Below are 25,777 nucleotides of genomic sequence, written 5' to 3' on the forward strand. Positions count from 1 at the left end.
AACCGACCAGTGCGCTAATTGCCCCGGTCGGTTTTGCACACCATTTAACGGGTGTGATTAGCGATTAGCCGGTTGTCCTCCCAACCCAGCAGCCCCGCTCGCGGGAGCCGGAGTGGCGGGACGAGCACCCGACTGCCCAGCGCCCTGACCATTGGGCTGGCCGGGTTGGTTCGATCGCATGGCCCGCATATAGAACGCTGCTGCCGAAGAGGACGGAATCAAGCGCACACTGCCCACCAACGAGTTAGGATCCGTGGCCTTTTTCAGCTCCTCAATCAGTCCATCCAGCGTAAAGACCCGCAGTTGGGCCCGGTTGATGATGTCCGGTTGACGCTGTTTGTAATCATCCAGCATCGCTTGCAAGTCCCGTTTGCTGAAGAAAAACGGCACCACTTCGCGATTATCCGCCCGCAGCGTCAGAGGCGCATCCTCCGCCTGGGGATCCACGGCATAAAACAGCGGAATGCCCGCAAATTGCTCAACGGACTGGCCCTGTTGCTTCAAAATCGCGATCGCCGCTTCCACATCTTCCTTGCTGGGAGTGACCACCAAGTCGGGCATTTCCGGCTTATTTTGAGCCTCAGTCCACATCCGATAGAACTGGCCCAGGGTCAACAGAGCCAAGCTAACTTTGCGGGATTCAGGCGGCGCTTCGCTTTGAACACGATTCGCAAAGGCCCGCACATCCTCTGGATCCACAAAGTGCAAAATTGCGCCATCAGCCGGTTTGGGTTCGGCGGCCGGTTGGCCCTGTTGCTTGGGGAACACCAAAATGGGCTGGCCATTTTCTTGGGTGACGGAAAACAACGGCACCACATCCAAGCGCCGCACAATTTCATCGGTGCTCAGGGCCTGCACGATCGACGGGAAACAGACCATCGATCCCAGCACCGCGCTCACGGCGGCCAGGGTTGCGGCTGAAGCGCGAGAAAACAACGATTTCACGAAAAGCCTCCTGAGTCTCGGAAAGCGACAGCCCGGGTGAATGCACTGGCTGGCTGTCTATATGAAGCGAGTTAGATACCCAAACGAGTCGATCCCAAGTCGATAGTGATTTAACGCTGTCGTTTGTACGCTTTCACCCTCAACAGTGCCAGAGCGTCTGGTGATGAAAAACGTTTACGCGCCAGTGTCAGCCTGTTCGGGGCGATCGGGCTTGGAGTCTCGATGGAATTGCCATCTCATAATACGACCTCTTGTTAAAGCTGAAGATTTTTAAAAATTTCGTGAAGTCTTCGTGCCAGTTTCTAAATTGCCCCGCCTAGCACCATCCCTTGCGGAGCGGCTGAAAAGTTCCAAACCCTTGAGATAGCAACATTACTGTGCCCAAGGTCAATTTATGAACTGATCCGGATCAATCAAAGTCTGAAGCTCAGTTGCGAAAGTGAAAATGTCAATCCTCGTGCTGGTTTTGAGGCCTTCTATTGTCAGTTTTAGAGCGATCGGTTGCAGTTTTCCCGAAATGTGAAAGGTCAACCGAAAGAAGGACTAGAGACTCTCAATATTGCGCGAGGTTGTATGACTCAAATGCACATTTCCCCTACCAAGCCGTCCCTGTTTGCCCGCGTAGGTGCAGCGATCGCCACTGGGGTTGTGACCATCACAGCGGCAGGCGTGATCCAAAACGCTGCCCCGTTGGTCGCTCAGGCAACCTCTGCTCACGATCAAGACTCATCCCAAGCCCTCTTGGTCGTGGCCCGCGCGGTTAGCAATCAAGATCCCCCGCGCCGTGGTGATGAACGTCGTGGCTAAAGGCGTGGCTAAATTAGACAACCTAACTGGCAAAACTGACCAACCATAGACCAACAATATTTGATCAATCCAGAGACAAAGATGATCTCAGTCGATCGAGTCTTTTCGTCACTGGTTCAGCGTTGGTTTAGGGTTGGCTGAAGGTTAATTTAGCGCAGGCTTAGCGATTTCTTGCCTCTGGTTGTTTGAATTGTGGTGACGAGTTGAGATGATCCAGGGCAACTGCCTCATTGGGATCGATCAAGCCTGCATCATAGCAATACTGTCTAACCTCCCAACCACGATCATGGGCGAAATTCAGGTGTATGGTTTGAGGCTACTCGAAAGCCAATGAGTCAGTTGCCGAAGCTTCTGACCATCGTTTTCCCATCATTTGACCTTTCCACGGCATAGCACCATGCGACCCCTCAGATTGCATGAATGCTCTAGAACCTTGACTGACCTGTTGTGACAGAATCCTCCCTTGGGGGATTTTTTTATACCTGTCTTCTGCAATGTTGAGCAGCAAAAACCTATTTTGAGGATCGAATGGGTTTCACGGGTTGAGTCCTAGGCAGAGAGTTGCACCTAAAGCTTGGCAAATCATGATCATTGTATGAGTCATTAATTGGCCATGAACTGACCATCATTGACGATCGATGATGCGAAAAAGTGGCCGATGATTGAATCTGGCAGATCCTGATTATCTATAAAATCTGGGTTGAGGGCCTTGGCTAGCTTAATCCCTAGCTCGCCCTCGCCTGGATGTTGGCTCGGCGCTGACTCGATCGGCTGACTTTAAACCTTGCTTCTATTTCCTATGAAACTTCGGCAAATTTTTGTCCAAATCTGGCGTGTAAATGCGGTCATTATTCTGTTGGGTGGTCTGCTCTCTTTGGGCTTAATGGGGTTGGCCTTGATCTCAATGCTGGCCTACGACGCGCGATCACGCCCGGCTGCACAAGTCATGAACATTGACCAAAGCCAATCGATGGCGACCCGAACCCGATTGGGAAATTTTGCGCGAATCGAGGGAACCAACACCTTACGCGCACCGCTGCACCTAACCCAGGATTATGACCAAAGCCGTGGATTCGGCAGCTCCTCCTATTCCAAAGAAGCAGATTCCCTACAGAACTATCTCTTTTTTAACGAGCTGACCCGTCAAACCTATTGGCTCAAACCGCCCGATCGGGGACTGATTTTGATAGATGAAAAACTTTTAGTCGCTCCTGCCAAGCCCACGGATCCTCCAGTCACAACGCCGGTTGGGTTCGTTTATCTAGTCATTACAACCGACAGCAACCAGGATCGCCGCCTGACCGAGAAAGATCGCAAAACACTGGCGGTTTCCGATGCCAATGGTGAACGCTTTGCACTGCTCATCGAGAATGTGGATGAGTTTCACGGCGCATCGGGGGTGAAAGATCAGCGCTTTTCGGTGTTTTACACCCGTGACCAAGTGTTGAATGTGGCAGAGTTGGATCTAAAAACCCAAAAAGTCTTGAGCACTACCTCAGTGCCCACGCCCCAAGGGTCACCGGCTCCCTAAGCTGAATCGCCAATGCTGAGCTGAGGAGATACCCAAAAGCATCCTGAGACACTCGCCAATTACCAACCATCGTGGGGGTAAGGGGCTGGGTGTGTCTTATCACACCCCCGCACCATCTCCGATTTGCGTCCAAGGACTTGTTTCAACGCTCTGCTCCGGATCACCGAGCCGGATCGCGCTTCCTGGCTGGCGGCTCCAATTTTCAGGCTGTAAAGCCACAATTTCAGTGATTGGGAGGCTGTTTAGCCCGTACCTCATCCAGAATTGGTAAAAATTCTACAAGAAGACTAAACTTTTGCTGCGTGAAATGCTAATATCCAACTAGAGCGAAAGCCAAAGGGCCACGTTCAAGTAGCCCTCAAGTTTTCCTCCCAAAAGACGTAGACGAATTCGGAGTCGCCTTCCCCCCTCGCGATTCCGATTTTTTTATCGAAATCTTTGTCAAATCGGGCCTTTGCGGAACCACCGGCCAGTGAGCTACCCCCGTAACCCATCAAGCCTTACTTGGTAAATCCCTGCGCTGACCTGCCTTAACGGTCAAGGTTTTAGGTAAGTCTGAGCTAGGACTGCGAACGCAACTTTCGGTTGCTCGTCAGCCATTCAAGACGAGAGTAAGAGCGGAAACAAACTCAAGAGAGCGTCAGCATCTGTGTTCTCTCGCCTGAGTTGCTGTCCTGATTATTCCCTAGGAGCAGGGGATTCGACAAGTTTTTGGCTACCGTCTTCATCAAATCTTTAAAAAAGTTGCAAAAGTCTGGCGGGCGATCGAACGCGGAGATCGCTGCCGTTGGGCGAAAATGCTGATGATGATGAGGTCAAGATGGCAATGGGCTGATGATGGTTCTTTGCGGTTGGCCGCAAGCCGGGGCCTGGAAATAGGCGAGAATGAAGGACTGTTGGGCTGGTAATGCCGCCATTGCCCGATCGCCCCAATTTCGATCGCCCTCATCCCTCGCTTGTAGTTAATCGCTTGTGTTACCTGAATCGATTCTGAAGCAATTAACGGATTTGGCCCGAGTGGAAGGGGCAACGCTCCACTTGGGGGTTTATTACAAAAATACGCTCGTGGCCCTGTGCCATGCCTTGGAAGATGCGATCGCCCAATCCCAGGGCCGGCCGGTGGTGCTGGCGGCATTTCAACTGGGTAAGTGGTATTTGCAAGAGGCCGATCGCTATGGGCAGTTGGCGGATCGATCGCGCCAAATTGTGATTTTGGCTGCGCCGGACGCGGGGTTTACGGAGCATTCCACCAGCCAGCGATCAAACGTGGCGATCGTGCCCCTCAGTCCCACGGATCCGGTCGCCCAAGAATGGCACTTAACCATCGTGTCGCCGTCCTACTGTGCCATGGTGCTTTGTCAGGAATTGACGGCGGTGGACTATGGCCCCGAAGGGCCGCCCCAATCGGACTTAGAGCGCAAGTTCTATGGTTTGTGGACTTTTGTGCCCCAGTGGGTCGATCGCGGTGCGGCCTTGCTGGTGGAACGGGTGGCTCGCTATCAACCAGCCCTGGCGGAACAGCTCCAACGGCAATTGGCAGCGGTGGCCCAAGCGCAGGCCACGGCCCCAGGAGAAGACTGGTTAACCATCACCCAGCAAGTGGTGAACTACTTGCAAGCCACCCATCAACATCGCCACCCGGAATTGCAACCGGGGCAATTGGGCTTTGCAGTGGGGGCCCCGCTGGATCAAAACCTGGTTTCCAATGAATTACAGGCATTTTTGCGATTAGCGGAACTGTTGGAGTTGTCCGATGGGCAAAGTTCCGGATCGGCGGCGGCGGTGGCGGCGCTGACGGAGGCGATCGGGCAACTGCTGGATTTGCCAGCGGCCCAACTCAAGCGAATGCGGTTGGCCGCCGCGCTCCATCGCTTGGGCCGTTGGCCCGCCGTTTGGCGTGAAGGGCTGGCTGACCCATCCGCCGATTGTTGCGATCTCAGTGCGGTGCAGGTGTTGCGAGTGATGCCGCGCTTGCGCCCGATCGCCCACATCCTGAACCATCTGACGGAGCATTGGGACGGCTCCGGGCAGCCTTCGGGTTTGGCGGGGGATGCCATTCCGCTGGAGTCGCGAGTGGTGGCCCTTTGTGCCGACTTCCAGCACCGTCGATCGCGCGGTGAGCAGCCGGACGAAATTTTGCAGCACTACCGCGATCAGTCAGGGCGCTGGGATCCAAAGCTGCTGGAAGCTTTGACCCTATTGGCTCAGGGATTGCAACAGGGCTGGGAATTGCCACAGATGTCGCTGCGAGCTTCCTCGGGCCTCTGGCTATTGGACGAGGGGGCGATCGCCTAAATGATGCTCCCTCCTCAACTCCATCACTTTCAGGTTGACCGGTGCTATGACTAGTCTTTTCCCGCTTGATTTGGATGCCATTCGCGATGGTCAGCTTTTGCAGTTAGCCGATCGGGATCTGACGGGTGCGGACTTGGAAGAGGCCCAGCTATCCAGGGCGGATCTGAGCCAAAGTCGGTTGGTGGGAGCCATTTTGACCGGGGCAGATCTGCGCCACGCCTGCTTAAACCGGGCGGTGCTCTCGGGTGTGAATGGGGTGGGACTGCAAGCCACTGGGGCGATCGCCCGGGGAATTTGGGTGGGGGCTAATTTAACCCAGGCGGATTTTGCGGAAGCGGATCTGCGGGGGGCTAATTTTCGGGGAGCCATCCTGATGGGGGCGAACCTGACTCGGGCCATGGCGATCGGGGCGGTTCTGAGCGGGGCCAACCTCGCCGGAGCCAATCTGCGGGGCGCGGATTTGCGGGGCGCGGATTTGCGGGGAGCCAACCTGAGCCAAGCCCAATTGCAGGGGGCGGATTTAAGCCAGGCCGATTTGGCCGGAGCCAGCTTAACCGGAGCCAATTTGGAAGAGGTGAACGGCCAGGGGGCTAACTTGGCGGGGGCTGATTTTACCAATGCCTATGGTCTTTGTGCCAACTGGTTAGAAGCTCGTGTGGCGGGGGTGAGCCAGCGAGGGGCGATCGCCCTGGATCTGCGCTTGGAACCCCCGAAGCCCTAGTCCTGTGGATTTTGCCCTTTACCCTTGGCCGGTCTGATTCAGCTAGCTGGAGCTTAGCGATCCGGAGCCAGTAGGGCCCGCACCACGCGATCGAGGCCAACCGATCGGGAAGCCTTCAGGAGCCACACATCGCCCGATCGCAACTCCCCTTGCAGGCGATCGATCAGCGCCTCATGGGTGGTGAAGGTTTCGCAGGGAATGCCCTCGGCCCCCGCCGCGATATGCAAGGCCGTGGGGTCATCAGCCAAAATCAACAGGCCCTCTAGGCGTAAGTCTCGGGCCAACTCGCCCACCTGTTGATGAAACTCGGGAGCGCGATCGCCCAATTCCTTCATGGTTCCCAAAACCGCTAACCGCCGCTGCCCCGGTGTTTCCGCCAACAGGTACAGAGCCGCTGTCATCGATTCCAAACCAGCGTTGTAGGTTTCATCCAACAGGGTCACCCCATTGGGTAAATCGTGGCGACGGGCCCGCCCATCGGGTAATTCCACCACCAATCCCGCTGCGATCGGCTCCCAATCCACTCCCAACACTTTGGCCACGGCCAAAGCACCCAGAAAATTGAGGGCATTGTGGCGACCGGGTAGCGGCAAGGGAAAGGTTTTGCCTTCCACGCGCAAGGTTTGGGCATCCAGCAATTGACCGCGAAAGGTTCCGTTGGCAAAGCCGTAGTCAATCACTTCCCCCGGCCAGAGGCGGCTGGCTGTCTCCATCAGCCGGGCACAGTCGGCATTCAACACCGCCACACTGTCGATCGGCATTTCCGTCAGCAGTTCGCACTTGGCCTCCGCGATCGCCTGCTCCGACCCCAGCAATCCAATGTGGGCCGTGCCCACGTTGGTGATCAACCCCACAGTTGGGCGAGTGATTTGGGTTAGCTCGGCAATTTGTCCCCGACCGCGCATGGCCAACTCCACCACGGCGAAATCATGCGCTCCGGTGATTTGCAAAAGGGTTTTGGGCACGCCAATTTCGTTGTTGAAGTTGGCGTGGGTTTTGTGAACTTGGCCCGCTGTGCCCAGGACAGCGGCGATCAGTTCCTTGGTGGTGGTTTTGCCCGCCGAACCGGTCACGCCCACGACGGGGATGGCTGCCCGATCGCGCCAGGCCCGTCCCAGGGCCTGATAGGCCGCCAGAGCATTGGGCACAATCAGTTGCGGCAACGGTTCCGCGATTGGCTCCTCAACGATCGCCGCCACGGCTCCCGCTGCGATCGCCCCCGGCACAAAGGCCCGACCGTCAAAATTTGCCCCCCGCAGGGCCACAAACAGCTCCCCTGAGCCGATCGCACGGCTATCGGTGCTGATTTGGGCGATCGGCTGGGCCAAGGCGCGATCGGGTAAGTGCTGGATCGTTGCTCCCGTGATGTGGGCCACTTCCTGCAAAGAAAATGGCGCGATCGTTCCTAAGCCGTTGCCCATGACCCTACCCTTATGCTCAAGATCTCTGAAAGCTATCGCCTAATATCGTCGCACCGGATCAGCCGCTGCTAAACCTTGGGCTGATTGGTTGGGTTGATGCTGGCCATGGACTCTTTCCGCTAGCTGCGCCCATAGGCGATCGCGATCGACCCAATTCCTGAGAACCCAATTCTTGAAAACCCGATTCCTGAAAACCCGATTGTTGATTAACCTCGCTTGATGATGCAACGACCGCTGTTGGTTCACCGTCCCCTTGCCCCCGCCGATCGCCAGCATCGGTTGATCGGCCTGTCGCTGGTGGCCTCCCCGATCGTTGCGGCCCACTGGCTGGCCCACAGTCACCAAACTTCACCGCTGGTCTGTCCCTTTCACTGGTTGACGGGGTTACCCTGTCCCGGCTGCGGCTTGACCCGATCGTTCGTGGCGATCGCCCGGGGGGACTGGCCGGGGGCGATCGGCTACCATCCCTTCGGCCCTCTGTTGTTTGGGGTCTTACTGGGTCTGGGATTGCAATGGACTGTGGAACTACGGGCACGACGGCGACTGGTCTGGCCGATCGGGCGATCGCTTCGGCGGGCGATCGGGCGCGGGCTGCTGATTCTCGGGCTGGTTTGGTACAGCGCCCGACTCTATGGCCTGTGGAGCAGCGGCGCGGCAGCCCTGGCCTGGAGCCGATCGCCCCTGGGTCAGTGGCTTGGCGGTTAGCACCCGGCCACAACTCCCGCAAACGATTCCGCCCAAAGTGGTTCCATTTGGTACGATAGATATTTGGCGATTTTCTTAGCGATCGCCCTCTTTTGCCAGCGTCCAATTCGCCCCAAAAGAGTCAGCGTCATGCCTTTGGGCCTGTGCGCCGTATTTTGTCCACCTATCGCAAGGAGTGAAACCGCATGACCCAAGTGGTTTTGGGTGAAAACGAAGGAATCGAATCCGCGCTACGCCGTTTCAAGCGCCAAGTCTCGAAAGCCGGTATCTTGGCGGACGTGAAATATCGCCGGTACTATGAAACCCCGATCGAAAAGCGCAAGCGTAAGGCCGCTGCTGCCCGCCGGAAGCGCCGTTATCGGTAAAGTTTTTTGAGCAATTGCACCGTATTGAGCGGGGACAAGGGAGGTGAGCCTATGTCCCCGCTCTGTTTTTTGCTCGTTTCGGACAAGGGGTTAATCAACAGTTAGGGTCGATGCCAAACTGCGACGATCGCCCGGCCCAGTTGCCGCCCCAGCGATCGCACCGGAAGCTGGCACAACAAACAAGCTCCCAGCACTAAAGCCGCTCCCACCCGGCCCCGATCGCCCAACTGTTCCCCCAACCAAGCCGCCGCCATCAGGGCCGCCCAAACCGGCTCCAAGGTATACAAAATCGCCGCCACCGGAGCCGCCACCGATCGCTGGCCGATCGCCTGCAACCAGGCCGTGCCCGCCGTGGCAAAGGTTCCCAAATAGACCAAATCTAGCCAAGGAATGGTCTGGGGGTTCCAAATGGCAGATGAAATCGCCAACGAAGACCCCCACACCCACAGGGCCGCCGCCAGCGTCGTGATCCCCAACTGAATCAACGACAGCCACAACACTTGGGCCCGAGCTGCATAGGCCTCCATCCGCCAAATATAAAAAGACCAAGTGATGGCCGTGCCCACACTCCACAAATCCCCAAGGTTGGGCGGTGCGCCATCGTAGGACAGCAACGCCACCCCCAAGGCCGCGATCGCTGCGGCCCACCAAACCTTAGGGAACAGCCGCTGGCCCGCAACGCCCGTCAGCAACGGAACCAACACCACATAGAGGGCGGTGATAAACGCGCTCCGCCCCGCCGTGGTGTATTGCAGCGCGATCGTGTGAGCCACATAGCCCAAGGCCATCCAGAAGCCTAATTCCAAGCCGCCACGCCCAGTGACTGCCCAAGCGGCCGAATTTTTCGGTAAACCGCTCCAAAGGGTGATCGGGAGCAGCGCAATCGTGGCAATCCCAAACCGCACCAACATCAAAACGCTTGGAGCAACGGCCTCTAAACTAGACTTGACAACAACATAGGTACTTCCCCAAAGTACGCCCGCGATTAACAGCGCGATCGGGTTCAACCATTGCTCGCGATCGGCCCTTTCTACCCCGTGGATCATGTCTCGCCTCAATGATCGTGCTTACCAACTCCTGAAGGGAGCCATTCGCGCCCGCTATCAACAGCAACCCGCCACCCGGATTCCCAAGGAAGTGCTGTGGCAGCGGTTAGAAAAGTTGCGGTTACAGTCTGGCGAGCCGGCCGGCTTTGAAGATCTACAGGCGATCGTGAGTGATGCTTTCCCGGATTTTGATCTGGGCTTGCTCAAGTCCGCCGCTCGCCTTAACCAGCCTAAGACGGGCTGGGGATTTTGGGGCTGGGGATCTTGGGGCTGTGGTTTGGCGGGACTGGTGATGGCGACGGGGGGGATTGCCCTGGCCAACCTGCCATTGCCGCCAATTCGGAATGTGGTGGCAGACAACGCGCCATTGCTGTTGTTGCCCAGCTTTTGGATGATGGATCAAGATTATCGAGCCGCCACCGCCGCCACGGCCCAGGCCAAACAATTGCTCGACAATGCCACCAGTGCGGCCGATATTGAACTGGGAGCCACCAAGACCCAAGCGGCCCAAGCGGCGCTCGATCGCCTGCCCGTTTGGTTTTTGGGGTCTCGGCCTAAGGTTTATTGCAGCCTGGTTTCATGCCGGTGGCGATTCTCGTTGGATGAATTTGCCGCCGCCCGCAAAACCGTGGCCCGGTTGGAAGCACAGGTGTTTCAGGAGCGCAATGCCCAAGCCTTGTTGAGTCAGTCCTTGGCAACGGTGGAAACGGCCCGCCAACAGCACAAAAACGCCAAGGACGGCAGCGCCCAAAACGCGGCTCTCGGTGATTGGCAATCGGGAATCGATCGCCTGCGGGAAGTGCCCCAGGAAACCTTGGCCGGGCGGCAAGCACGCGCCAAATTGGTTGGGATCGATCGGGATTTTCAATCGGTCACCGGTCGGGCGGTGGGGCGGCAACAAGTGGGTAGCCTGATCACGGGGGCCAAGGAATATGGATTTCGGGCGGCCTTGGCCGCTCAAAAACCCCCTCATCCGGTGGAACAGTGGCGGGTAGTGCAAAACCTGTGGCAAGAGGCCTTGGCCCTGTTGAACCAAATTAAGGATGACGATCCGCAATTTGCAGAAGCCCAGCGGCTCCGGGCGGAATATGCGCAAAATCTGGCCATTGCCAAGCAACGGGAGGCCTTGGAGCGCCAGTCGATCGACTACTTGCAACAAGCTGATGAAGAGATCGCCCAATGGCGCACCCTGGCCGCCGCCGATCCCAGTAACCCCCGACTGCTGGGAATCCTCCAGGCGATCGAGAACAACCTAGAGCGCGTTCACCCGGCCAGCACTGCCTACGCAAAGGCTGAACAGTTGCGCCAGTTTGCGAACCAAGCGCTCCAGCGCTACCAACCCATGACTCCTCAGCCCAATGTTGCCCCGAAGGCTCCTGCAACCCAAGCTCGCTAGGGCAGAAACGACCCAGCCTTTCCCCGGCGAGGAGCACAGGCGGCTATTTTTAAAATCCGCCGAAGAAAATTTGCTCAACAATTAGATTACAAAACCATCGACATCTCACCCTGGAGGCCATGGGGTTATGACGCTGCCAACCCTTACCCCGGCGTTCACCCTGGCGGACTTTTTGCGGCGGCCAGAGATTAGACCTCTTGCATCAATCAAGACCCTCACCCTAAATCCCTCTCCCAAGTCGGGAGAGGGACTGGAAAATCAACAACGAAATCGCCGTAACTCCCTATTTCTGACTCCCCTTCGCCCTCCTTGGGAGAAGGGGTTGGGGGATGAGGGCTGTTAGCTGATTCGTGCAGGAGGTCTATTGACGAGTCGCCCGCTTGGGAATTTCACAATCGCCTAGCCCAGCAAAAACCAATGCTCGGAGTTCAACATAGTCGGCTGCAAATTCGGTTGGCGGCGGCGATTAATGCGATCGAGCCGGGCTGGGAAGCCTTGCCAGAGTTGCGTTGCACCTTTAGCGATCGGTCGATCGTGCCGGATCTGTGCGTCCTGAAAACCGCTGAGTTGCTGATCGATTCCCAAGGAAATGTGATTGCCGAAGGAATCGAGTTTGCCCCGGTTTGGGCGATCGAAATTCTGTCGCCGGCCCAGGGCGAAACCCGCGTGATTCGGAATCTCACCCATTGCTTGGCCCACGGCAGCCAGTTGGGATGGTTGGTGTTGCCGCGCGATCGGGTGGTGGTGGTGTTTTTGCCCGATCGCGCTCCGGTGGAACTGGCCGGGGGCGATCGGTTGCCGGTGTTGCCAGCTTTGGATCTGGATTTGACGGGCGATCGGCTCTTTGGCTGGCTGGCGGGTGCTACGTCAACGGAGCGGGTCTAACCCAAGAGAGACGGGCATTGAATGGGCTGCTTATACTAGCGGCATCCCCTTCCTCTTACGAAACGCCCGTAGGGTGCCGTAGGGCAACGGCTCGCAGTTTACGGAGATTGGGCTTGTGCCCTACGCAACGCTGCAATGGCGCGGCCCAACCGGTTTCGTGAATGGCGAAATGGTTGCGGTGCGTGGGAGATCACTGGGCAATCGTCGTGACAAAGCCCCCACAGATCCAAGGTGATCGGGCGACCCAACCGATGAGTGATCACAATCGATCGTATCGGCCACCGCCGCGACATCGATGAATCCTGATCGTTATTCCGACTGATGGCGGGGGGAAGAGTTCACCAATCACGGCTGCGGCACAGTAATGATTACATTAAGCGCCATCCCAAATTAATTGTAGAAGTAATGTCCCCTTCTACGGAAATATTTGATCGCGGGCAAAAGTTTGAAGATTATCAATGTTTGGAGTCTTTAGAAGAGTACGTCTTGATTTCACAGCATACACAACAAATTGAGGTATTTCGGCGAAGTTTAAATTGGGATTGTGTGGCATTTACTGCGGGCGATCGAGTGGTGTTTGAAAGTATTGGGTTAGACGTGGCGATCGGGGATTTATATCGAGGGACAAATATTTGGAACTAACCGTTTAAGTGCTTGTATACATGCGATATGCGCCCGCAGACACCTCAACCGATGAGCTAGTGGCAACGCACCAGCCCATAGCGGATAGACCAGCTCATTCTTACAAGCCAGCAAACTGTCTCATTTCTAATTGAAACTACTATCAATCCACAATCGTTGCATCCCAGGGAATTAAATTCGCCCGATCGCCCACATGAAACGAGGCATCGGGCTGCACTTCCAGCTCTCCCGATCGGCGATAGGTGCAATTGTCGTGGCCATCTAAGTTCAGTCCCGGCAAGCTGCTGTAAAGGGCGATCTCGGCTAGGTAAGTTTCCCAGCTCACTGGTTGCCAATGGGCGATCGGCTCAGTACTTGGAACGATGGCAATCACGGGCGATCGACCCCAAACCCTTCCGCTTTCAGCATAGCTAAAGTTGCAATTGCTGCTTGGGTTTCTGCTTCCTTAATGGTCTTCCCTATCCCTTGGCCATACACTCGGTTCTGAAGCTTGACTTCTACAGTCCAAGGCTCCGCCCCTGGAACTGGACAGTAATCTACCATGCCATATTTACTTGCATTTTCTGGCTGTTGTAGAAATTCTTGAAGAGCATTTTTAGGATGTCGGGCCGTTGCACCTTCGTAGCCCAGTTTATCGATCACTTGATCAAGCTTTGGCCAGAAGAATGCCTGAACTGCTGCCAAACCAGAATCAAGATAGTAGGCTCCAATCAATGCCTCAAAGGCATTAGCAAGAACTGAATTCTTTTGACTAATTTTCTGATCACGCTTAAGCCCATTTCCTAGTCTCAGACAATCACCCAGATCCAATTGACTCGCAAAAATCTCGAGTTGCGTATTTTCCACAATTCGAGATTTAATTTGAGTCAATTCTCCTTCGGTTAGGTACGGGTGTTTATTATGAATATACTCGGCCACTACCAATCCCAAAACGGAATCGCCTAAAAACTCCAGCCGTTCATTGTCATCGCCACTGCTTGGGTGTTCATTCTTATAAGACCTATGGGTTAGAGCCTGTTTCAGGAGGCTGAGATTCTGGAACGGAATTTGAGAAATGAGGCGATCGCACTGCTCTTGAAACTGTCGGTCTGCCTGATTGTTAGGGTTTAGACCCCATTGCTGCGCTTGGTTTTGATGACTCAAGGCTAGCAAAGCTTCATTTTGCTGGGTGACTACCTCTTCCAATAGAGGCGATCCGATCGCCTGTAGTAACCGACGAATGCTATCGAGCGATCGATAAACATCTGCGGTGGGAAATTCTGATTCATGGGCCCATTGGTTACGAATTTCCTGAAGTTCATTGACTAGAACTTTGTCGCTTTTGCTTAATCGGTCTTTAAAGACCTTGGTGTAATGCTTATCTAGAATTGTTAGTAAATTGGCTACATCTTCACTAATGATTTTGATGGGAGAATACTTTTTTAAAATTGGCTGGGCTGTTCGTAGCTTGGGTAAGAAATGTAGGGATTTTGTAGCCCAATCATCCCCATATTCTGTCTGCATGGCTTCCTGAATGAAAGGAAACAATCCCTGGCGCAAAAGCTCTAGGCCACGGGTAATTGTTTCCTTTCCCCAGTTTTGGTTTGACATGATGTGAATTCACAATGACTAATTTCATGGTAGTCAGCAATTCACATTTCGTGGGAACCTAGCGGCGACGATCGCCCCCAAATCGTCCAACTCGGCCGGTGGGTTTGCCCAGGTTGGCGCGGAGTTGGCCACAGGCTGCATCCGACTCCAGGCCCCGGGTGCGGCGGACACTGACGGCGACGCGGCGATCGTCCAGGGTTTGCATGAAGTCCCGCACGCGCATCGGGTCAGGGCGCTGGTAGTCTACCTCCGCGATCGGGTTGTAGGGAATCAGGTTGACGTGAGCTTGGAACCCGCGCAGCAACTCCGCTAGCTCGGCGGCACAGTCGCGGCTGTCGTTGACCCCCGCCAACAGGATGTATTCAAAGGTGACGCGGCGGCCGGTTTCGGCGGCATAGTCGCGGCAGTCCTCGATTAGCTCCTCGATCGGGTATTGGGCGGCGCTGGGAACGATCGACTCACGGATTTCCTGGTTGGGCGCGTGGAGGCTGACAGCCAGGGTGGCTTGCAACCGTTCGTTGGCGAGCTGCCGAATCCGGCCGGGAATGCCGACGGTGGAAATGGTGATGTAGCGCTTGCCGATGCCGATGTCTTGGTTGAGCGATCGCGTTGCACTCAGGACGGCGGCGGGGTTATGTAGCGGTTCGCCCATGCCCATAAACACCACATTGCTGACCCGGCGATCGAAGTCCTCTTGGACAGTCAGCACCTGATCCAAAATTTCCGATCGCGATAGGTTGCGCACAAAGCCGCCTTTGCCCGTGGCGCAAAAGTCGCAGGCCATGGCACAGCCCACTTGGGAGGACACGCAAACCGTCAGCCGATCGCGGGTGGGAATGCCGACGGTTTCCACGATCTGCCCATCGGTCATTTTCAGCAGAAATTTTACGGTTCCGTCATGGCTTTCGGAGCGGTGGTGCAGCTCCGAGCGGCCGATCGGAATGTCGGCGGCCGCTTCCCGCCAGTTTTTGGGGAAAACGGTGATATCCATCAGCGATCGCGCCCCCCGTTCGTAGATCCATTGGTGGAGCTGCTTGGCACGGTAGGCGGGCTGTCCCTGGTCTTTCACCCATTGGGTGAGTTCCGTGAGGGAGCCACCCAACAGCGGCGGCAGGGGCTGACGATCGGGACGGGACTGCAAAATCTGCGAATCGGTTTGGGCAGCGGTGTTCAGGGCGATTGGGGCGGGAGCCATGGTCAAGTCTCAAGACAAAGGGCCGAACAAACCCCAAGACACCATCGCCACCAGCCAAGCGGGCGATCGGGCATGGGATTTGGGAATTAGGCGGATCAACGGCGGGCGATCGTGAAGCGATTCAGTAGTCGATTAGGGGTCGATCGAAGCCTGTATTAGCTTAGATCGTAGCGACTCTGATCGATGATTGCCCCGTTGTTTGTTTCTTGCCCGTCTCTCCATGACCCTCGAAGCCGAAAACGCCCGCCTCCAGCAGCGCGTGCATGAGCTGGAACAGCAACTGGCCCAATGGCGCGATCGCCCACCCGCCGGGCCGCCACCCAAGCCCTATGGCATCAACTTGGATCGGAAACGGGAACCCACGGAAGTGGATCCCTTTAACTCCGAAGGGCTGTTTCGGGCCTATGTGGAAACCGCCAATGACATGGTGTATGCGGTGGATTTGCTGGGCCGGCTCGTGTTTATTAATCCCTACGGAGAGCGGCTGTTGGGGATTGAACCGGGTGAATGGCGCGGCCGCCCCTACATGGACTTTGTGGCTCCGGCCTTTCAGGAACCCACGGGCCAGGCCTTTGCCAACCTGTTGCACACGGGCGAGCTAATGGATTTTGAGTTCGCGCTGCTCGATCGCGCCGGTCGAGAAATTCACATGCAGGTGAACGGGCGCTTGCTCTACGCGGATGAGGAGCTGATTGGTGGTTTGGGTATTGCGCGGGATATCACCGATCGCAAGCAGGCAGAACAGCAGGTACAGATGTTTGTGCGGGCCCTGGAGTCAACCCACGACAGCACCGCGATCGCGGACTTGCAGGGGGGCTTCATTTATGCAAACCCGGCGACTGATCGGGTTTTTGGTTGGACCACCGGGCCCAATCGCCCCCAAAATGCAGCGGCTTTTTATCCAGAGGCAGGCACAAAGCAGGTGCATTGGCTGGTGCAACAGGCGATCGACGGTGGTTGGAGCGGGGAAGTCATTTGCCAGCGCCAAGGGGGCGATCGGTTCCCTGCGTTAGTTTCGGTGGGGCCCGTGCCCGACGAGCAGGGCCGGCCCGTGGCCTTTTCGATCGTCACCCGCGACATTAGTGATCAAAAACAAACCCAAGCGGAATTGGCGGCCAAAAACCTGGAATTGGAACGGGCCAGCCAATTGAAATCCGCCTTTTTGGCCAATATGTCCCATGAGTTGCGCACACCGCTGACGGCTATTTTGGGCTTTTCTTCTCTGCTAAAACAGCAGCTTTATGGGCCGCTGAACGAAAAACAGATGGTCTATATCGAACAAATTCGCAAGAGTGGTGATCATCTGCTCAGTTTGATTAATGACGTGTTGGATTTATCCAAAATTGAGGCGGGCCAAATTGAACTAGCGATCGAGGCGATCGATGTGCCCACCCTCTGCGATTCGGCGTTGGCCCTGGTCAGCCAGCAGGCAGCCGATCGGGATATTCGGATTCGCAAACGGATTCCCAAACGGTTGCAACCCTTGATGGCCGATGAGGTGCGCGTGCGCCAAATGCTGTTGAACCTGCTCAGTAATGCGGTCAAGTTTTCCCATGAGGGGGGCGAAATTGGCCTTGAGGCGATCGAGCGAGGCGGCTACGTGCATTTTTGCGTGTGGGATCATGGCATCGGGATCCCCGAAGAAGCCCGCTCCGTCATGTTCCAGCCCTTTCATCAACTGGATAACTCCCTTTCTCGGCGGCACCAGGGCACGGGGTTGGGCCTGTCCCTCACCCGGCAGTTAGCGGAACTACACGGCGGCTCTGTGGACTTTGAATCCAAGCTGGGCCAAGGCAGCACCTTCACGATTCGGTTGCCCTTAACCTTTGTGCCGCCCGGTCGATCGCCCGCGCCGGCCATTCAACCCGGCGCATCGGCGGCGCGGGTGATGGCGGCGGAACAGGCCCGGCCACCACAAATTTTGGTTGTTGAAGACGATTCGACCAATGCCAAGTTGCTGCAAGACCTGTTGAGCAGTTGGGGCTGTGGCGTGGCGCTCGCCCCGGACGGTTGGCGAGCGATCGACTGGCTAGACAGTCACCCGGTGGATTTGGTGTTGCTGGATATCCAACTGCCGGACATGGACGGGCTGGCGGTCTTGCAGCAAATCCGCAGTGATGAACGTTGGCAGGATTTACCCGTGGTGGCGGCCACGGCCCTGGCTATGGAGCACGATCGCCAGCGCTGTTTGGCCGCCGGAATGCAGGGCTATCTCAGCAAACCGCTGGATCATCAAGCCTTGCGGGCGATCGTGGCCGAATTCACCGGCTATCATCCCCCTGGCCAAGCCAGAGATCACGCAAGCAATTAGCTAGGGCGGCGGAGATTCCAAGGGGCGATCGGTGACCGGCGTGGCGGAGGGAAACCGCTGGCGCAACACCTGAAACAACCGAGCCACCTGATCCAGATCTTTATCAGCGGGCCCCCGCTCCACCCCACTCGATAGATCAATCCCGATCGGGGCAGCCATAGCCAGGGTGTCGATCGCTTGGAGCAGGTTATCGGGGGTAATGCCACCCGCCAAAAACCAAGGCAGGGGCGATCGCCAAGCTTGCAACCGCTGCCAATCGAGGGTGTGGCCCGTGCCGCCCAAGGCTTCGGGCCGGTAAGCATCCAACAACAGGGCATCCACCGCCGTTGCGTAGGATTCTGCTAAATCAAGAGTCTCCGCCGATCGCACCCGCAGCGCTTTCCAAAGGGTTTGATGGGGCAAGCGCGATCGCACCGCTTCGCAAAACTCAGGGGACTCATCCCCATGCAATTGCACGATCGTCAGGTTGCCTGTGGTCACGGTTTCGGCGATCGTGTCTAGATCCGTATTCGCGAAGATGCCCACCCGCTCCACTGCACAGCCCGCCGCCCCGAGCCGATCGCTCACCAAGCGCATTTGTGCCGGACTGACATAGCGCGGCGAAGCGGGCACAGCAATCAACCCGATCGCCCAAGCGCCTAAACGAGCGATCGCCACCGCCTGGTCAGGATCCTTCAGTCCGCAAATTTTGACGAGCATCAGCAAAAATTCCGAAAAATTCCAAGCCTGAGCGTTGTAATGGGGCTTTGTCGCCCAGAAACCCCGAAGTCTGAAATATTGAGCACTGTTAAAGTCTACCGAAATTTCTGTTAAGTCTTAATAACAGGGCTGTCTACTCCTGAGACCGGGTTTCTATAATTTGGCCGGTTTCCGCTGCCGGGAGTCAGCAGGCTGTCATGGTTCAGTCATGGTCATTTATAAGCTATTCATGAGCCGTTCATGAACTATCAATGGGCCATTCATTTGAGCCATGAATCTGCATCATCATTGACACCATTTTTGATCCAACCAGCAGTCCCCAGCAGCCCGATTTCTTCACAACCTGTTGACAATATCAATTTCCATTGGATTTTTAGCGCTTTGCTCTTGGGCAATTCTTGTTAAGAATCTTCAGCAGTTGATAGCTTTAGCAACTGATGGCTTTAACATTCTGAATCCTTGGAGGAATGACCCTTGTTTAATCTATTCACGATTCAAAATCTTTTGGCCACCGCCACCACCGTTGAATGGTCGCCCAATGTGGGGATCATCATGGTCACCTGCAATGTGTTCGCGATCGTGATTGGTTACTACGCCATTCAAAAGCGCGGCGTTGGCCCCACCTTGCCCTTGCCCTTGCCCGCCATTTTCACCGGGTTTGGCATTCCGGAATTGTTGGCAACCGCTAGCTTTGGCCACCTGTTGGGAGCAGGGATGATTTTGGGTTTGGCTAACGCCGGTTTACTGTAGGTTTTAGCTACTCAACTTCGACTTCAAAACCGCACGTTAGCATCACACGAAAATTTTTACCTAATTTTCGGAACAAGAGGTTTAAAACCAAGATCTTAGGGCTTGTCGCCAAATCGCCTGAAACCTTGATTCCACCGTGAGCAAATCGTGAGGGGCAAGGGGCTTAAGCCCCTTGTCTTCGTTGATCAGTGCAACCCACAAAGTGATCAGTGCAACCCACAAAGTAGTCATTTTGGCTTTTCAGAGATTCTCTAGGATTTGTTGTCGTTTAGCCCGAAGCCCTAGATCTGCCGTTAGCGGATCGTGGGCAACAAGGGGCTTGAGCATCTTGCTACAGCGACTGAGACATGGAAAACCAATTGTTTCTGCCTGATCCTAGAAAATGACGACAAGCCCTAAAACCCCTTGTTTATCGATTAGACCGCTTGAGCGTACTAATTGATAGCACTAACAGAAAACCGTAAATTACCAGAAGGGGCAAAAAGGACTGCTCGATCGCACTCCAATGGGGCGGTTGATTTTGAAAACTGATTTCGCCTAAGTTTCCCCACCAAACCTGAGCTAGGCTATAGCATTGATTGCCCTGCTTAAAGCCATAGCAATTCCCCGGACTCACGATAATTGCCAAGATTTGGCTAACTAGAACTAAGACTAAAAATAATGGTTTGACTTGCAATTGATACCCACGATATCGACTGGTCAAGGCAGCTAATAACAAAATCAAAAATCCATAGAATGGCAATAGAAAAAACAGATAAACAATCCAAGCCAGCATGGTAAATGAGCTACCCATGAACAGCAGGGTACTCAAGAGTAAATAGCCCAAGAAGCAGAACCAAAATTGCCGAAGGGAGAGCCAGGGTAGAGAAGGCAGGAAAGACATTCTAGTTACGAAGTTCTACTGAATTAGCCCCTGGCAGCGATCAGGACTATTCATCAGTTTCGTCCGCCTCAAGATCAATAATCCAATCCTGAACGAGTTGGGCAAATTCCTCGATCGACAGGGTGCAACTTGGCGATTCGTCATCCACCGTGTCTTCAATCGTGGCGCGATCGCCCGATAGGTTCAAACAGTAGGCATTACCCAACCGTTCCCAACCGTCCAATTCCCCCGTTCGCACCGCTTCCAGTTTTTCTAACAATTCCGCTGCTGCTGCTTTCACCCGCTGAATATCCAGGGTTAAAAACGCGATCGCCCGCTTTTGGGCGATCTGTTGCACTTGGGGGGGCTGGGGTGGTTCCGGTTCGGGCATGTTGGACGGCTCGGGACGATCGGGAAAAAGGGGGTTCATGGGTCGGAATGGCCTGACTGGTTGGACGATCGGGAACAACAATCAGGGGCTTGTTTTGATAGTTTACCGGCTCCGATCAGCCTGGCCCAAAGGCCCAGTTCGGCGGCACAAACGGTGATTGCCCCCCAAGACCAGACTTTCTGGCTCCCTAGTTCTCTAAAATCGATAGGGAAGAAAACACCGCGATCGAATCGTTTCCCCAACCCAACATCCCCCCACGGTCAACCGCCGCCGCTGCCGAAACCTGCACGGAATTGATCGGGAGTTGATAGGGTGGATGGTTGGGATTACTAGGGACTTTTAAACCCGCCGTAAGCTATGGATTTGGTTGTACTGCAAACCTGGTTAGATAACGCATCGTTTGGCATCCTGCTGGTGACGATGCTGCTGTATTGGGTGGGGGCGGCGTTTCCCCAATGGATTCTGTTGGGATCCTTGGGCACGGCTGGCATGGCGATCGCCAACCTCTGCATGGCGGCATTGTTGGGCGCAAGGTGGATTGAGGCGGGCTATTTCCCCCTCAGCAACCTATATGAATCGCTGTTTTTCCTCGCTTGGGGGATCACGGCTGTGCATTTGTTGACCGAGCGCAACAGCCGCAGCCGCTGGGTTGGAATTGTCACGGCTCCCGTGGCCATGGGGATCACGGCCTTTGCTGCCCTCTCCCTTCCGGACAACATGCAGGCCGCTGAGCCGTTGGTTCCGGCCCTGAAGTCCAACTGGTTGATGATGCATGTGAGCGTGATGATGCTCAGCTATTCGGCCCTGATGGTGGGGTCGTTGCTGGCGATCGCCTTTTTGATTGTGACGAAAGGGCAGAATGTGACCCTGCGCGGTAGCTCCGTGGGCACGGGCAGTTTTCGGGACAAGGTGGCGCGGCTGGCGGTCAGCACGGCGGCCGTTGAAGCGCCGGCCGCCCTTGCGATCGGGGGTGAAGCCAGCGGGGTTGCCCTGCTCGATCGCCCCGCCACTGACAGCACCACCGCCCTGAACCTGTCGCCCCAACGGTTGACCCTGGCGGACACTCTGGATAACATCAGCTACCGAACGATCGGGCTGGGCTTTCCCCTGCTCACCATTGGCATCATTGCCGGTGGCGTGTGGGCCAATGAAGCTTGGGGATCCTACTGGAGCTGGGATCCCAAAGAAACCTGGGCTTTCATCACCTGGTTGGTGTTCGCTGCCTATCTCCACGCCCGCTTAACCAAAGGCTGGCAAGGCCGCAAACCGGCGATCTTGGCCGCTTTGGGCTTTGTGGTGGTTTGGGTTTGCTATTTGGGCGTGAACCTGCTGGGCAAGGGCCTGCATTCCTACGGCTGGTTTTTCTAAGGGCTGGTTCCTGTGGCGGCATCCAACCTCACCCCAGACCTTCAGCGGCTGCTCGATCGAGCGGCCGCTTGTCGTGAGCAGGGCCACTGGCCAGCGGCGATCGCCCTCGATCGACAGGCGATCCAGTTAGCCCCTGATTCTGCCCTGGCCTACGGTTCCTTAGGCCAATCGCTGCGGGGAGCCGATCGCCCATCAGCGGCCGTCCAAGCCTGGAAACGGGCGATCGCCCAAGGATTGGCACAACCCTCCCAAATGGCGATTGCCCATTGGGAACTCGGCAAACTTCAATGGGAACTGGGAGAACACAATGGGGCGATCGAGCAGTTCCTCAACGCGATCGCGCTGAACCCCACCCTGATTTCCCTACAAACCCTCGATGACCTCAGCCGTTGGCTCCGACGGCGCGATCGACCCACCGCAGCCGCCGCCTTCGAGCAAGCTGCCCTGAAACGGCTGATTCCCGAAGTTCGCCAATTAATCCACCAGGGCAATGCAAACCTCGCAGCCCGCTGGTGTTTGCGGGTGTTGCGTATTGCCCCAGACTCTCATGCACCTCATAATCTTCTCTTTGAGGCATTTACAGCCCTTGATCGACATGAAGAGGCTCGCAGTTGTCTCTATCGAAGTATCCCAGATACGTTATTAGATGAATTTATTCCTGATCTACTGTGCTCGATCGAACGATTACCATTAATCGCCAGTACGGAAAACGGAATTGAGAAGTTAGCAGAATGGCCAATCTCTGATTCCTCTGAGCTACCAGAGCCACAGCCAATCCTTGACGAACATACCGTTACCACCTTCGCTCCACTCGGCCCGCTCGGTCATTTTCCTCGCCACTGTTGGGCCATTGATCATGGGCGTGTTTGGGTGGATTCTTGCAATCGAGTATTTTGGAATCGAGATGGCGCAGTAATTGATGGTCTTTCAATTGGAGTGGAGCGCTTGATTACAACTTCTAAGCAACTCCCGCCACCCCAATACGTCTCAGGAACGGTAGCTGTTATTTCTAAGCAAAATTCTAACAATTATTTTCATTGGGTTACTGAATTTTTACCTCAAGTGATTGACCTTCTAGAATTTGCCCACTCCACAAATCGAACAATTGACTATTGGTACTTTCACGGAGAAGCTTTGTCTTTTCAGATTCAAAGTCTAGAAGCTCTAGGAATTAATCAGGAAAGTTGCATTTCCAGTCAAGATATTAGCCATTTAGAGGCCGACCAAATTTTAGCATTTAATTTTTTGGGTATTATCGAATGTCATAGTCGAAGTCTTCAAAACCTGCGTAATTGGTTGTTGCCGAGAAAAAAATTAAACCCATATCCATCGAAGCGCCTATACCTATCTCGTTCTCGTGCTCGACGAGTTTTAAATGAAAATGAGCTACATTCAGTTTTAGAGCATTTTAACTTTGAGTATGTTCCTGAAGGATTATCATTTACTGAACAAGTCGATCTTTTTTCGCAAGCAGAAATCATTGCTGGCCCTCATGGGGCTGCTTTCACCAACATGATTTGGTGTCAAAAACAGGTAAGAATACTGGAGTTTTTTGCTCCAAGCTATGTCAATCAATGCTACTGGCGTATGAGTCACCAATTAGGTTTTCAATATTACTATTTGCCAGGCAATACTGTTCTAAATCATTCTCATCCTTCTCTTAGTCAAATCAGCTTTTACCATAATCTCACTCTCTCACCACCAATTCTTGCTCAAGCACTGGAACGTTGTTGTAGTCCGAATGAAAGCCACAATTGCACATAACCCATTTGAATCATTTAAAATGAACCACCATACTTAGATCCTGAGTTTCGATTTTTTAAGTTTAGGGTCTCAAGCATATCGCTGACTAATCGAGCTAGCCTGATCCAAACTCTCAATTCCTGGCTTCCAACGGTGATGACCGGGGTTGATTCCATAAATTGCGATCCCCGCCGTCTCTCCACTAAGGTTAAGATTCGGGACGCGATCGACTCGTTCGATCTAAACCTTGCCGAGTGCGTCTTTTCCCGAGTGCGTCACTGTGATTTCGCCCAAACCTGCTCATCGTTCTTGGTTGGTGCTGTCGGCTGCCATTGGTGGCACGTTGCTGGTTGTGGCGGCCCTGGCGATCGCCCTGTTGTTGCGGGTTCCGGCCTTGCCCAACTGCCCCGCCATCTTTTGGCCGCTGGCTTCGGCTTCCATGCGCCTTTACTGCGCGGAAGTGGCGGCCAACAAGCGGACGGTACGAGATTTGCTGGAGGCGATCGCCCTGGTGGAGGTGCTCCCGGCGGATCACGAGTTGCGCCCCCAAGCGAATCGCTACTTAGTCGCTTGGGTGGAGGAAATTTTGCGGTTGGCGGATGGGGCCGTGCAGGCGGGCAACTTGGAAGAGGCGCTGAAAATTGCCCGCCAGATTCCAACAACGGTTCCTAATCATGGCCAAGTGAAAGCACAGATGGCCGCCTGGGAGCGGGATTGGCGGGAGGCAGAAGGGATTTATAAGGCGGTGATTGGGGCGATCGACCAACGAAAGTGGGATGTGGCGATCGGGAATGCTAACCGGCTGGTGCGTGGCCCCTTGCGCTACTGGGCAACGGTCAAACACGATGAGCTGCGGGTGCTGATTGCGGAAACACGCCAGGATGATGGACGGATTCGCCGGGCCCTGGCGCTGGCAAAAGGCGGCAACCCCGATCGCTTTGAGCAGGCCTTTGAACTGCTGCGGGGCATTGAAGCGCGACGGCGACTTTATCCCCTTGCCCAACAGACGATCGCGGATTTAACGGAGCAGGTGTTGACCCTGGCTCAGGAAAGTATCGATCGCGGTAATGGAGAGGCGGCGTTGCGGTGGGCGGATTTGCTGCCCGATCGGGAATCGTTGCAGGCCCAAGCGGAGGATTTACGAAATCTAGCAGCGGCGGAAACGGCGGCCAAAGGGGGCACGCCTAAGGATCTGGAAGTGGCGATCGAGGAAGCCAGCAAGATTCCGGAAGGGCGACCCCTCTATGAACGGGCCCAGGCCAAAATTGCCCAATGGCGACGGGACAGCGAAGATGCAGCTCGGTTAGAGCAAGCAAGAGAATTAGCCCAATCGGGCACATTGGCGGACTTGACCAACGCCATTTCCCAGGCTCAGGAAATTCCGGAAACCAGCGGTTTGGCGGCCCTGGCACGGCGGGAAATTACCAATTGGAGCCGTCAAATTCAAGAACTGCGCGATCGCCCCCTGTTGGATCAAGCGGAAACCCTGGCCGGTCAGGGGCGTTGGGCCGAGGCGATCGCCCAGGCCCAGCGCATTGAACCGGAAAGCCCTTTGGCCGCCGATGCCCGCCGCCGGGTGGCCGCTTGGCGAGCGGAGTTGGAACAGCGACAGGACGAGCCGATTTTGCAACAGGCGGAGGAGTTGGCTCGGGGGGGCGACCTCGCCGGGGCGATCGATATGGCGAACCAAATTGCCAGCGGCCGATCGCTCTATCGCCAGGCCCAACAGGCGATCGCCCGTTGGCAAACCCAGCGCCAAGATCAACAACAGCTCACGGAGGCCCAACAGCTCGCCACCAACAACAGCCCGGACGGCCTCGTGAGCGCCATCCTGCTGGCCGATCGGGTCAAACGCAACAGCCCTTGGCGCAGTCAGGCTGACGGTAACATTGCCCGCTGGAGCCAGCAGCTTTTGGCCTTGGCCCAACAGCAGGCAGCCAACGGCGACTTACCCGGTGCGGTGGCCTTGGCTCGCCGCATTCCAAGGGCAGCCACCACCTACGAGGCCGCCCAAACCCAAATTAGTGCTTGGCAGCGGTGGATCGCGCCCGCACCAACCAGCCCCTAATCCAGATTTGGCTTAGTGATGGTGGTTGAGATTTTTGGGAT

The 25,777-nt window shown here is 55.5% G+C and carries 24 protein-coding genes; 15 read left to right on the forward strand and 9 right to left on the reverse strand.

Going from position 1 to position 25,777, the window contains the following annotated elements:
* Nucleotides 1-57: 57 nt before the first annotated feature.
* Nucleotides 58-945 (reverse strand): Tic22 family protein, encoded by an 888-nt coding sequence (locus tag AC2IAX_RS16525; protein WP_494388422.1) that lies wholly within the window; start codon nt 943-945, stop codon nt 58-60.
* 582 nt (nt 946-1,527) lie between these two features.
* On the opposite strand from AC2IAX_RS16525, the gene AC2IAX_RS16530 reads away from it, so the two are divergent.
* From AC2IAX_RS16530 to AC2IAX_RS16545, 4 genes are all read left to right on the forward strand, one after another.
* Nucleotides 1,528-1,752: a hypothetical protein gene (locus AC2IAX_RS16530; protein ID WP_190526143.1), complete on the forward strand. Its 225-nt coding sequence runs from the start codon at nt 1,528-1,530 to the stop codon at nt 1,750-1,752.
* A 799-nt stretch (nt 1,753-2,551) separates the two neighbouring features.
* Entirely contained in the window at nt 2,552-3,283 is a 732-nt protein-coding gene (locus AC2IAX_RS16535; RefSeq protein WP_494388423.1) for a hypothetical protein, read from the forward strand.
* Nucleotides 3,284-4,255: 972 nt separating this feature from the next.
* Complete coding sequence (locus AC2IAX_RS16540) at nt 4,256-5,578, forward strand: DICT sensory domain-containing protein (RefSeq protein WP_494388424.1); 1,323 nt, start codon at nt 4,256-4,258, stop codon at nt 5,576-5,578.
* Nucleotides 5,579-5,624: 46 nt separating this feature from the next.
* Entirely contained in the window at nt 5,625-6,299 is a 675-nt protein-coding gene (locus tag AC2IAX_RS16545) for a pentapeptide repeat-containing protein (RefSeq protein WP_494388425.1), read from the forward strand.
* Nucleotides 6,300-6,352: 53 nt separating this feature from the next.
* On the opposite strand, the gene AC2IAX_RS16550 is transcribed toward AC2IAX_RS16545, so the two are convergent.
* A complete protein-coding gene (locus tag AC2IAX_RS16550; RefSeq protein WP_494388426.1) occupies nt 6,353-7,720 on the reverse strand; it encodes a UDP-N-acetylmuramoyl-tripeptide--D-alanyl-D-alanine ligase in 1,368 nt (455 codons plus the stop codon).
* Nucleotides 7,721-7,939: 219 nt separating this feature from the next.
* Between AC2IAX_RS16550 and AC2IAX_RS16555 the strand changes: the two genes are divergently transcribed.
* Both AC2IAX_RS16555 and rpsU read left to right on the forward strand, forming a co-directional pair.
* Nucleotides 7,940-8,425, forward strand: a complete 486-nt coding sequence (locus AC2IAX_RS16555) for a DUF2752 domain-containing protein (protein ID WP_494388427.1) — start codon at nt 7,940-7,942, stop codon at nt 8,423-8,425.
* Nucleotides 8,426-8,610: 185 nt separating this feature from the next.
* Nucleotides 8,611-8,790: a 30S ribosomal protein S21 gene (gene rpsU / locus AC2IAX_RS16560; protein WP_099532024.1), complete on the forward strand. Its 180-nt coding sequence runs from the start codon at nt 8,611-8,613 to the stop codon at nt 8,788-8,790.
* Nucleotides 8,791-8,891: 101 nt separating this feature from the next.
* Here rpsU and AC2IAX_RS16565 read toward each other — a convergent pair whose 3' ends face one another.
* A complete protein-coding gene (locus AC2IAX_RS16565) occupies nt 8,892-9,836 on the reverse strand; it encodes a DMT family transporter (RefSeq protein WP_494388428.1) in 945 nt (314 codons plus the stop codon).
* Between AC2IAX_RS16565 and AC2IAX_RS16570 the strand changes: the two genes are divergently transcribed.
* The 4 genes from AC2IAX_RS16570 to AC2IAX_RS16585 all read left to right on the forward strand — a co-directional run bounded on the left by AC2IAX_RS16570 (nt 9,835) and on the right by AC2IAX_RS16585 (nt 12,759).
* The gene (locus AC2IAX_RS16570) at nt 9,835-11,232 is read left to right on the forward strand and encodes a hypothetical protein (RefSeq protein WP_494388429.1); all 1,398 of its coding nucleotides are present in this window, start codon (nt 9,835-9,837) and stop codon (nt 11,230-11,232) included. The two genes, AC2IAX_RS16565 and AC2IAX_RS16570, sit on opposite strands and share 2 nt — an antisense overlap.
* A gap of 127 nt (nt 11,233-11,359) precedes the next feature.
* Nucleotides 11,360-11,575, forward strand: a complete 216-nt coding sequence (locus tag AC2IAX_RS16575; RefSeq protein ID WP_494388430.1) for a hypothetical protein — start codon at nt 11,360-11,362, stop codon at nt 11,573-11,575.
* Between the two features lie 20 nt (nt 11,576-11,595).
* Nucleotides 11,596-12,117, forward strand: coding sequence for a Uma2 family endonuclease (locus AC2IAX_RS16580; RefSeq protein ID WP_494390423.1), 522 nt, complete (start codon nt 11,596-11,598; stop codon nt 12,115-12,117).
* 321 nt (nt 12,118-12,438) lie between these two features.
* Nucleotides 12,439-12,759: a Uma2 family endonuclease gene (locus tag AC2IAX_RS16585; protein ID WP_494388431.1), complete on the forward strand. Its 321-nt coding sequence runs from the start codon at nt 12,439-12,441 to the stop codon at nt 12,757-12,759.
* 142 nt (nt 12,760-12,901) lie between these two features.
* On the opposite strand, the gene AC2IAX_RS16590 is transcribed toward AC2IAX_RS16585, so the two are convergent.
* From AC2IAX_RS16590 to rlmN, 3 genes are read right to left on the reverse strand one after another with little or no spacing between them, the layout of a single operon-like run.
* Nucleotides 12,902-13,132 (reverse strand): hypothetical protein, encoded by a 231-nt coding sequence (locus AC2IAX_RS16590; protein ID WP_494388432.1) that lies wholly within the window; start codon nt 13,130-13,132, stop codon nt 12,902-12,904.
* The gene (rnc, locus tag AC2IAX_RS16595) at nt 13,129-14,349 is read right to left on the reverse strand and encodes a ribonuclease III (protein ID WP_494388433.1); all 1,221 of its coding nucleotides are present in this window, start codon (nt 14,347-14,349) and stop codon (nt 13,129-13,131) included. The genes AC2IAX_RS16590 and rnc overlap by 4 nt, the downstream gene beginning before the upstream one ends.
* Nucleotides 14,350-14,407: 58 nt before the next feature.
* Entirely contained in the window at nt 14,408-15,544 is a 1,137-nt protein-coding gene (gene rlmN, locus AC2IAX_RS16600) for a dual-specificity RNA methyltransferase RlmN (protein ID WP_494388434.1), read from the reverse strand.
* Nucleotides 15,545-15,764: 220 nt separating this feature from the next.
* Here rlmN and AC2IAX_RS16605 point away from each other — a divergent pair, with 220 nt between their 5' ends.
* A complete protein-coding gene (locus tag AC2IAX_RS16605; RefSeq protein WP_494388435.1) occupies nt 15,765-17,855 on the forward strand; it encodes a hybrid sensor histidine kinase/response regulator in 2,091 nt (696 codons plus the stop codon).
* Here the strand turns inward: AC2IAX_RS16605 and AC2IAX_RS16610 are convergent, their stop codons facing one another.
* Entirely contained in the window at nt 17,856-18,554 is a 699-nt protein-coding gene (locus tag AC2IAX_RS16610) for a phosphoribosylanthranilate isomerase (protein ID WP_494388436.1), read from the reverse strand.
* 474 nt (nt 18,555-19,028) lie between these two features.
* Between AC2IAX_RS16610 and psaK the strand changes: the two genes are divergently transcribed.
* Nucleotides 19,029-19,304 carry a photosystem I reaction center subunit PsaK gene (psaK, locus tag AC2IAX_RS16615; RefSeq protein ID WP_494388437.1) on the forward strand — a complete coding sequence of 92 codons (276 nt, stop codon included), beginning with the start codon at nt 19,029-19,031 and terminating at the stop codon, nt 19,302-19,304.
* Between the two features lie 409 nt (nt 19,305-19,713).
* On the opposite strand, the gene AC2IAX_RS16620 is transcribed toward psaK, so the two are convergent.
* Nucleotides 19,714-20,097 carry a hypothetical protein gene (locus AC2IAX_RS16620; RefSeq protein WP_494388438.1) on the reverse strand — a complete coding sequence of 128 codons (384 nt, stop codon included), beginning with the start codon at nt 20,095-20,097 and terminating at the stop codon, nt 19,714-19,716.
* A 136-nt stretch (nt 20,098-20,233) separates the two neighbouring features.
* A complete protein-coding gene (locus AC2IAX_RS16625; protein WP_494388439.1) occupies nt 20,234-20,596 on the reverse strand; it encodes a hypothetical protein in 363 nt (120 codons plus the stop codon).
* 318 nt (nt 20,597-20,914) lie between these two features.
* Between AC2IAX_RS16625 and ccsB the strand changes: the two genes are divergently transcribed.
* The 3 genes from ccsB (at nt 20,915) to AC2IAX_RS16640 (ending at nt 25,736) form a co-directional block, all read left to right on the forward strand.
* Nucleotides 20,915-21,925: a c-type cytochrome biogenesis protein CcsB gene (ccsB, locus tag AC2IAX_RS16630; RefSeq protein WP_494388440.1), complete on the forward strand. Its 1,011-nt coding sequence runs from the start codon at nt 20,915-20,917 to the stop codon at nt 21,923-21,925.
* Between the two features lie 12 nt (nt 21,926-21,937).
* The gene (locus tag AC2IAX_RS16635) at nt 21,938-23,689 is read left to right on the forward strand and encodes a glycosyltransferase 61 family protein (protein WP_494388441.1); all 1,752 of its coding nucleotides are present in this window, start codon (nt 21,938-21,940) and stop codon (nt 23,687-23,689) included.
* 259 nt (nt 23,690-23,948) lie between these two features.
* Nucleotides 23,949-25,736, forward strand: coding sequence for a chromosome segregation ATPase (locus AC2IAX_RS16640; RefSeq protein ID WP_494388442.1), 1,788 nt, complete (start codon nt 23,949-23,951; stop codon nt 25,734-25,736).
* Nucleotides 25,737-25,777 lie beyond the last annotated feature (41 nt).

Source organism: Limnothrix sp. HT2024 (assembly GCF_059138625.1).

Bases quoted from the DNA above. Each gene is read 5' to 3' on its own strand.
- AC2IAX_RS16530 (WP_190526143.1), top strand. From the start codon at position 1,528: ATGCACATTTCCCCTACCAAGCCGTCCCTGTTTGCCCGCGTAGGTGCA.
- AC2IAX_RS16535 (WP_494388423.1), top strand. From the start codon at position 2,552: ATGAAACTTCGGCAAATTTTTGTCCAAATCTGGCGTGTAAATGCGGTC.
- AC2IAX_RS16545 (WP_494388425.1), top strand. From the start codon at position 5,625: ATGACTAGTCTTTTCCCGCTTGATTTGGATGCCATTCGCGATGGTCAG.
- AC2IAX_RS16550 (WP_494388426.1), bottom strand. From the start codon at position 7,720: ATGGGCAACGGCTTAGGAACGATCGCGCCATTTTCTTTGCAGGAAGTG.
- AC2IAX_RS16555 (WP_494388427.1), top strand. From the start codon at position 7,940: ATGATGCAACGACCGCTGTTGGTTCACCGTCCCCTTGCCCCCGCCGAT.
- rpsU (WP_099532024.1), top strand. From the start codon at position 8,611: ATGACCCAAGTGGTTTTGGGTGAAAACGAAGGAATCGAATCCGCGCTA.
- AC2IAX_RS16570 (WP_494388429.1), top strand. From the start codon at position 9,835: ATGTCTCGCCTCAATGATCGTGCTTACCAACTCCTGAAGGGAGCCATT.
- AC2IAX_RS16565 (WP_494388428.1), bottom strand. From the start codon at position 9,836: ATGATCCACGGGGTAGAAAGGGCCGATCGCGAGCAATGGTTGAACCCG.
- AC2IAX_RS16575 (WP_494388430.1), top strand. From the start codon at position 11,360: ATGACGCTGCCAACCCTTACCCCGGCGTTCACCCTGGCGGACTTTTTG.
- AC2IAX_RS16585 (WP_494388431.1), top strand. From the start codon at position 12,439: ATGGCGGGGGGAAGAGTTCACCAATCACGGCTGCGGCACAGTAATGAT.
- rnc (WP_494388433.1), bottom strand. From the start codon at position 14,349: ATGTCAAACCAAAACTGGGGAAAGGAAACAATTACCCGTGGCCTAGAG.
- rlmN (WP_494388434.1), bottom strand. From the start codon at position 15,544: ATGGCTCCCGCCCCAATCGCCCTGAACACCGCTGCCCAAACCGATTCG.
- AC2IAX_RS16605 (WP_494388435.1), top strand. From the start codon at position 15,765: ATGACCCTCGAAGCCGAAAACGCCCGCCTCCAGCAGCGCGTGCATGAG.
- AC2IAX_RS16610 (WP_494388436.1), bottom strand. From the start codon at position 18,554: ATGCTCGTCAAAATTTGCGGACTGAAGGATCCTGACCAGGCGGTGGCG.
- AC2IAX_RS16620 (WP_494388438.1), bottom strand. From the start codon at position 20,097: ATGGGTAGCTCATTTACCATGCTGGCTTGGATTGTTTATCTGTTTTTT.
- AC2IAX_RS16625 (WP_494388439.1), bottom strand. From the start codon at position 20,596: ATGAACCCCCTTTTTCCCGATCGTCCCGAGCCGTCCAACATGCCCGAA.
- ccsB (WP_494388440.1), top strand. From the start codon at position 20,915: ATGGATTTGGTTGTACTGCAAACCTGGTTAGATAACGCATCGTTTGGC.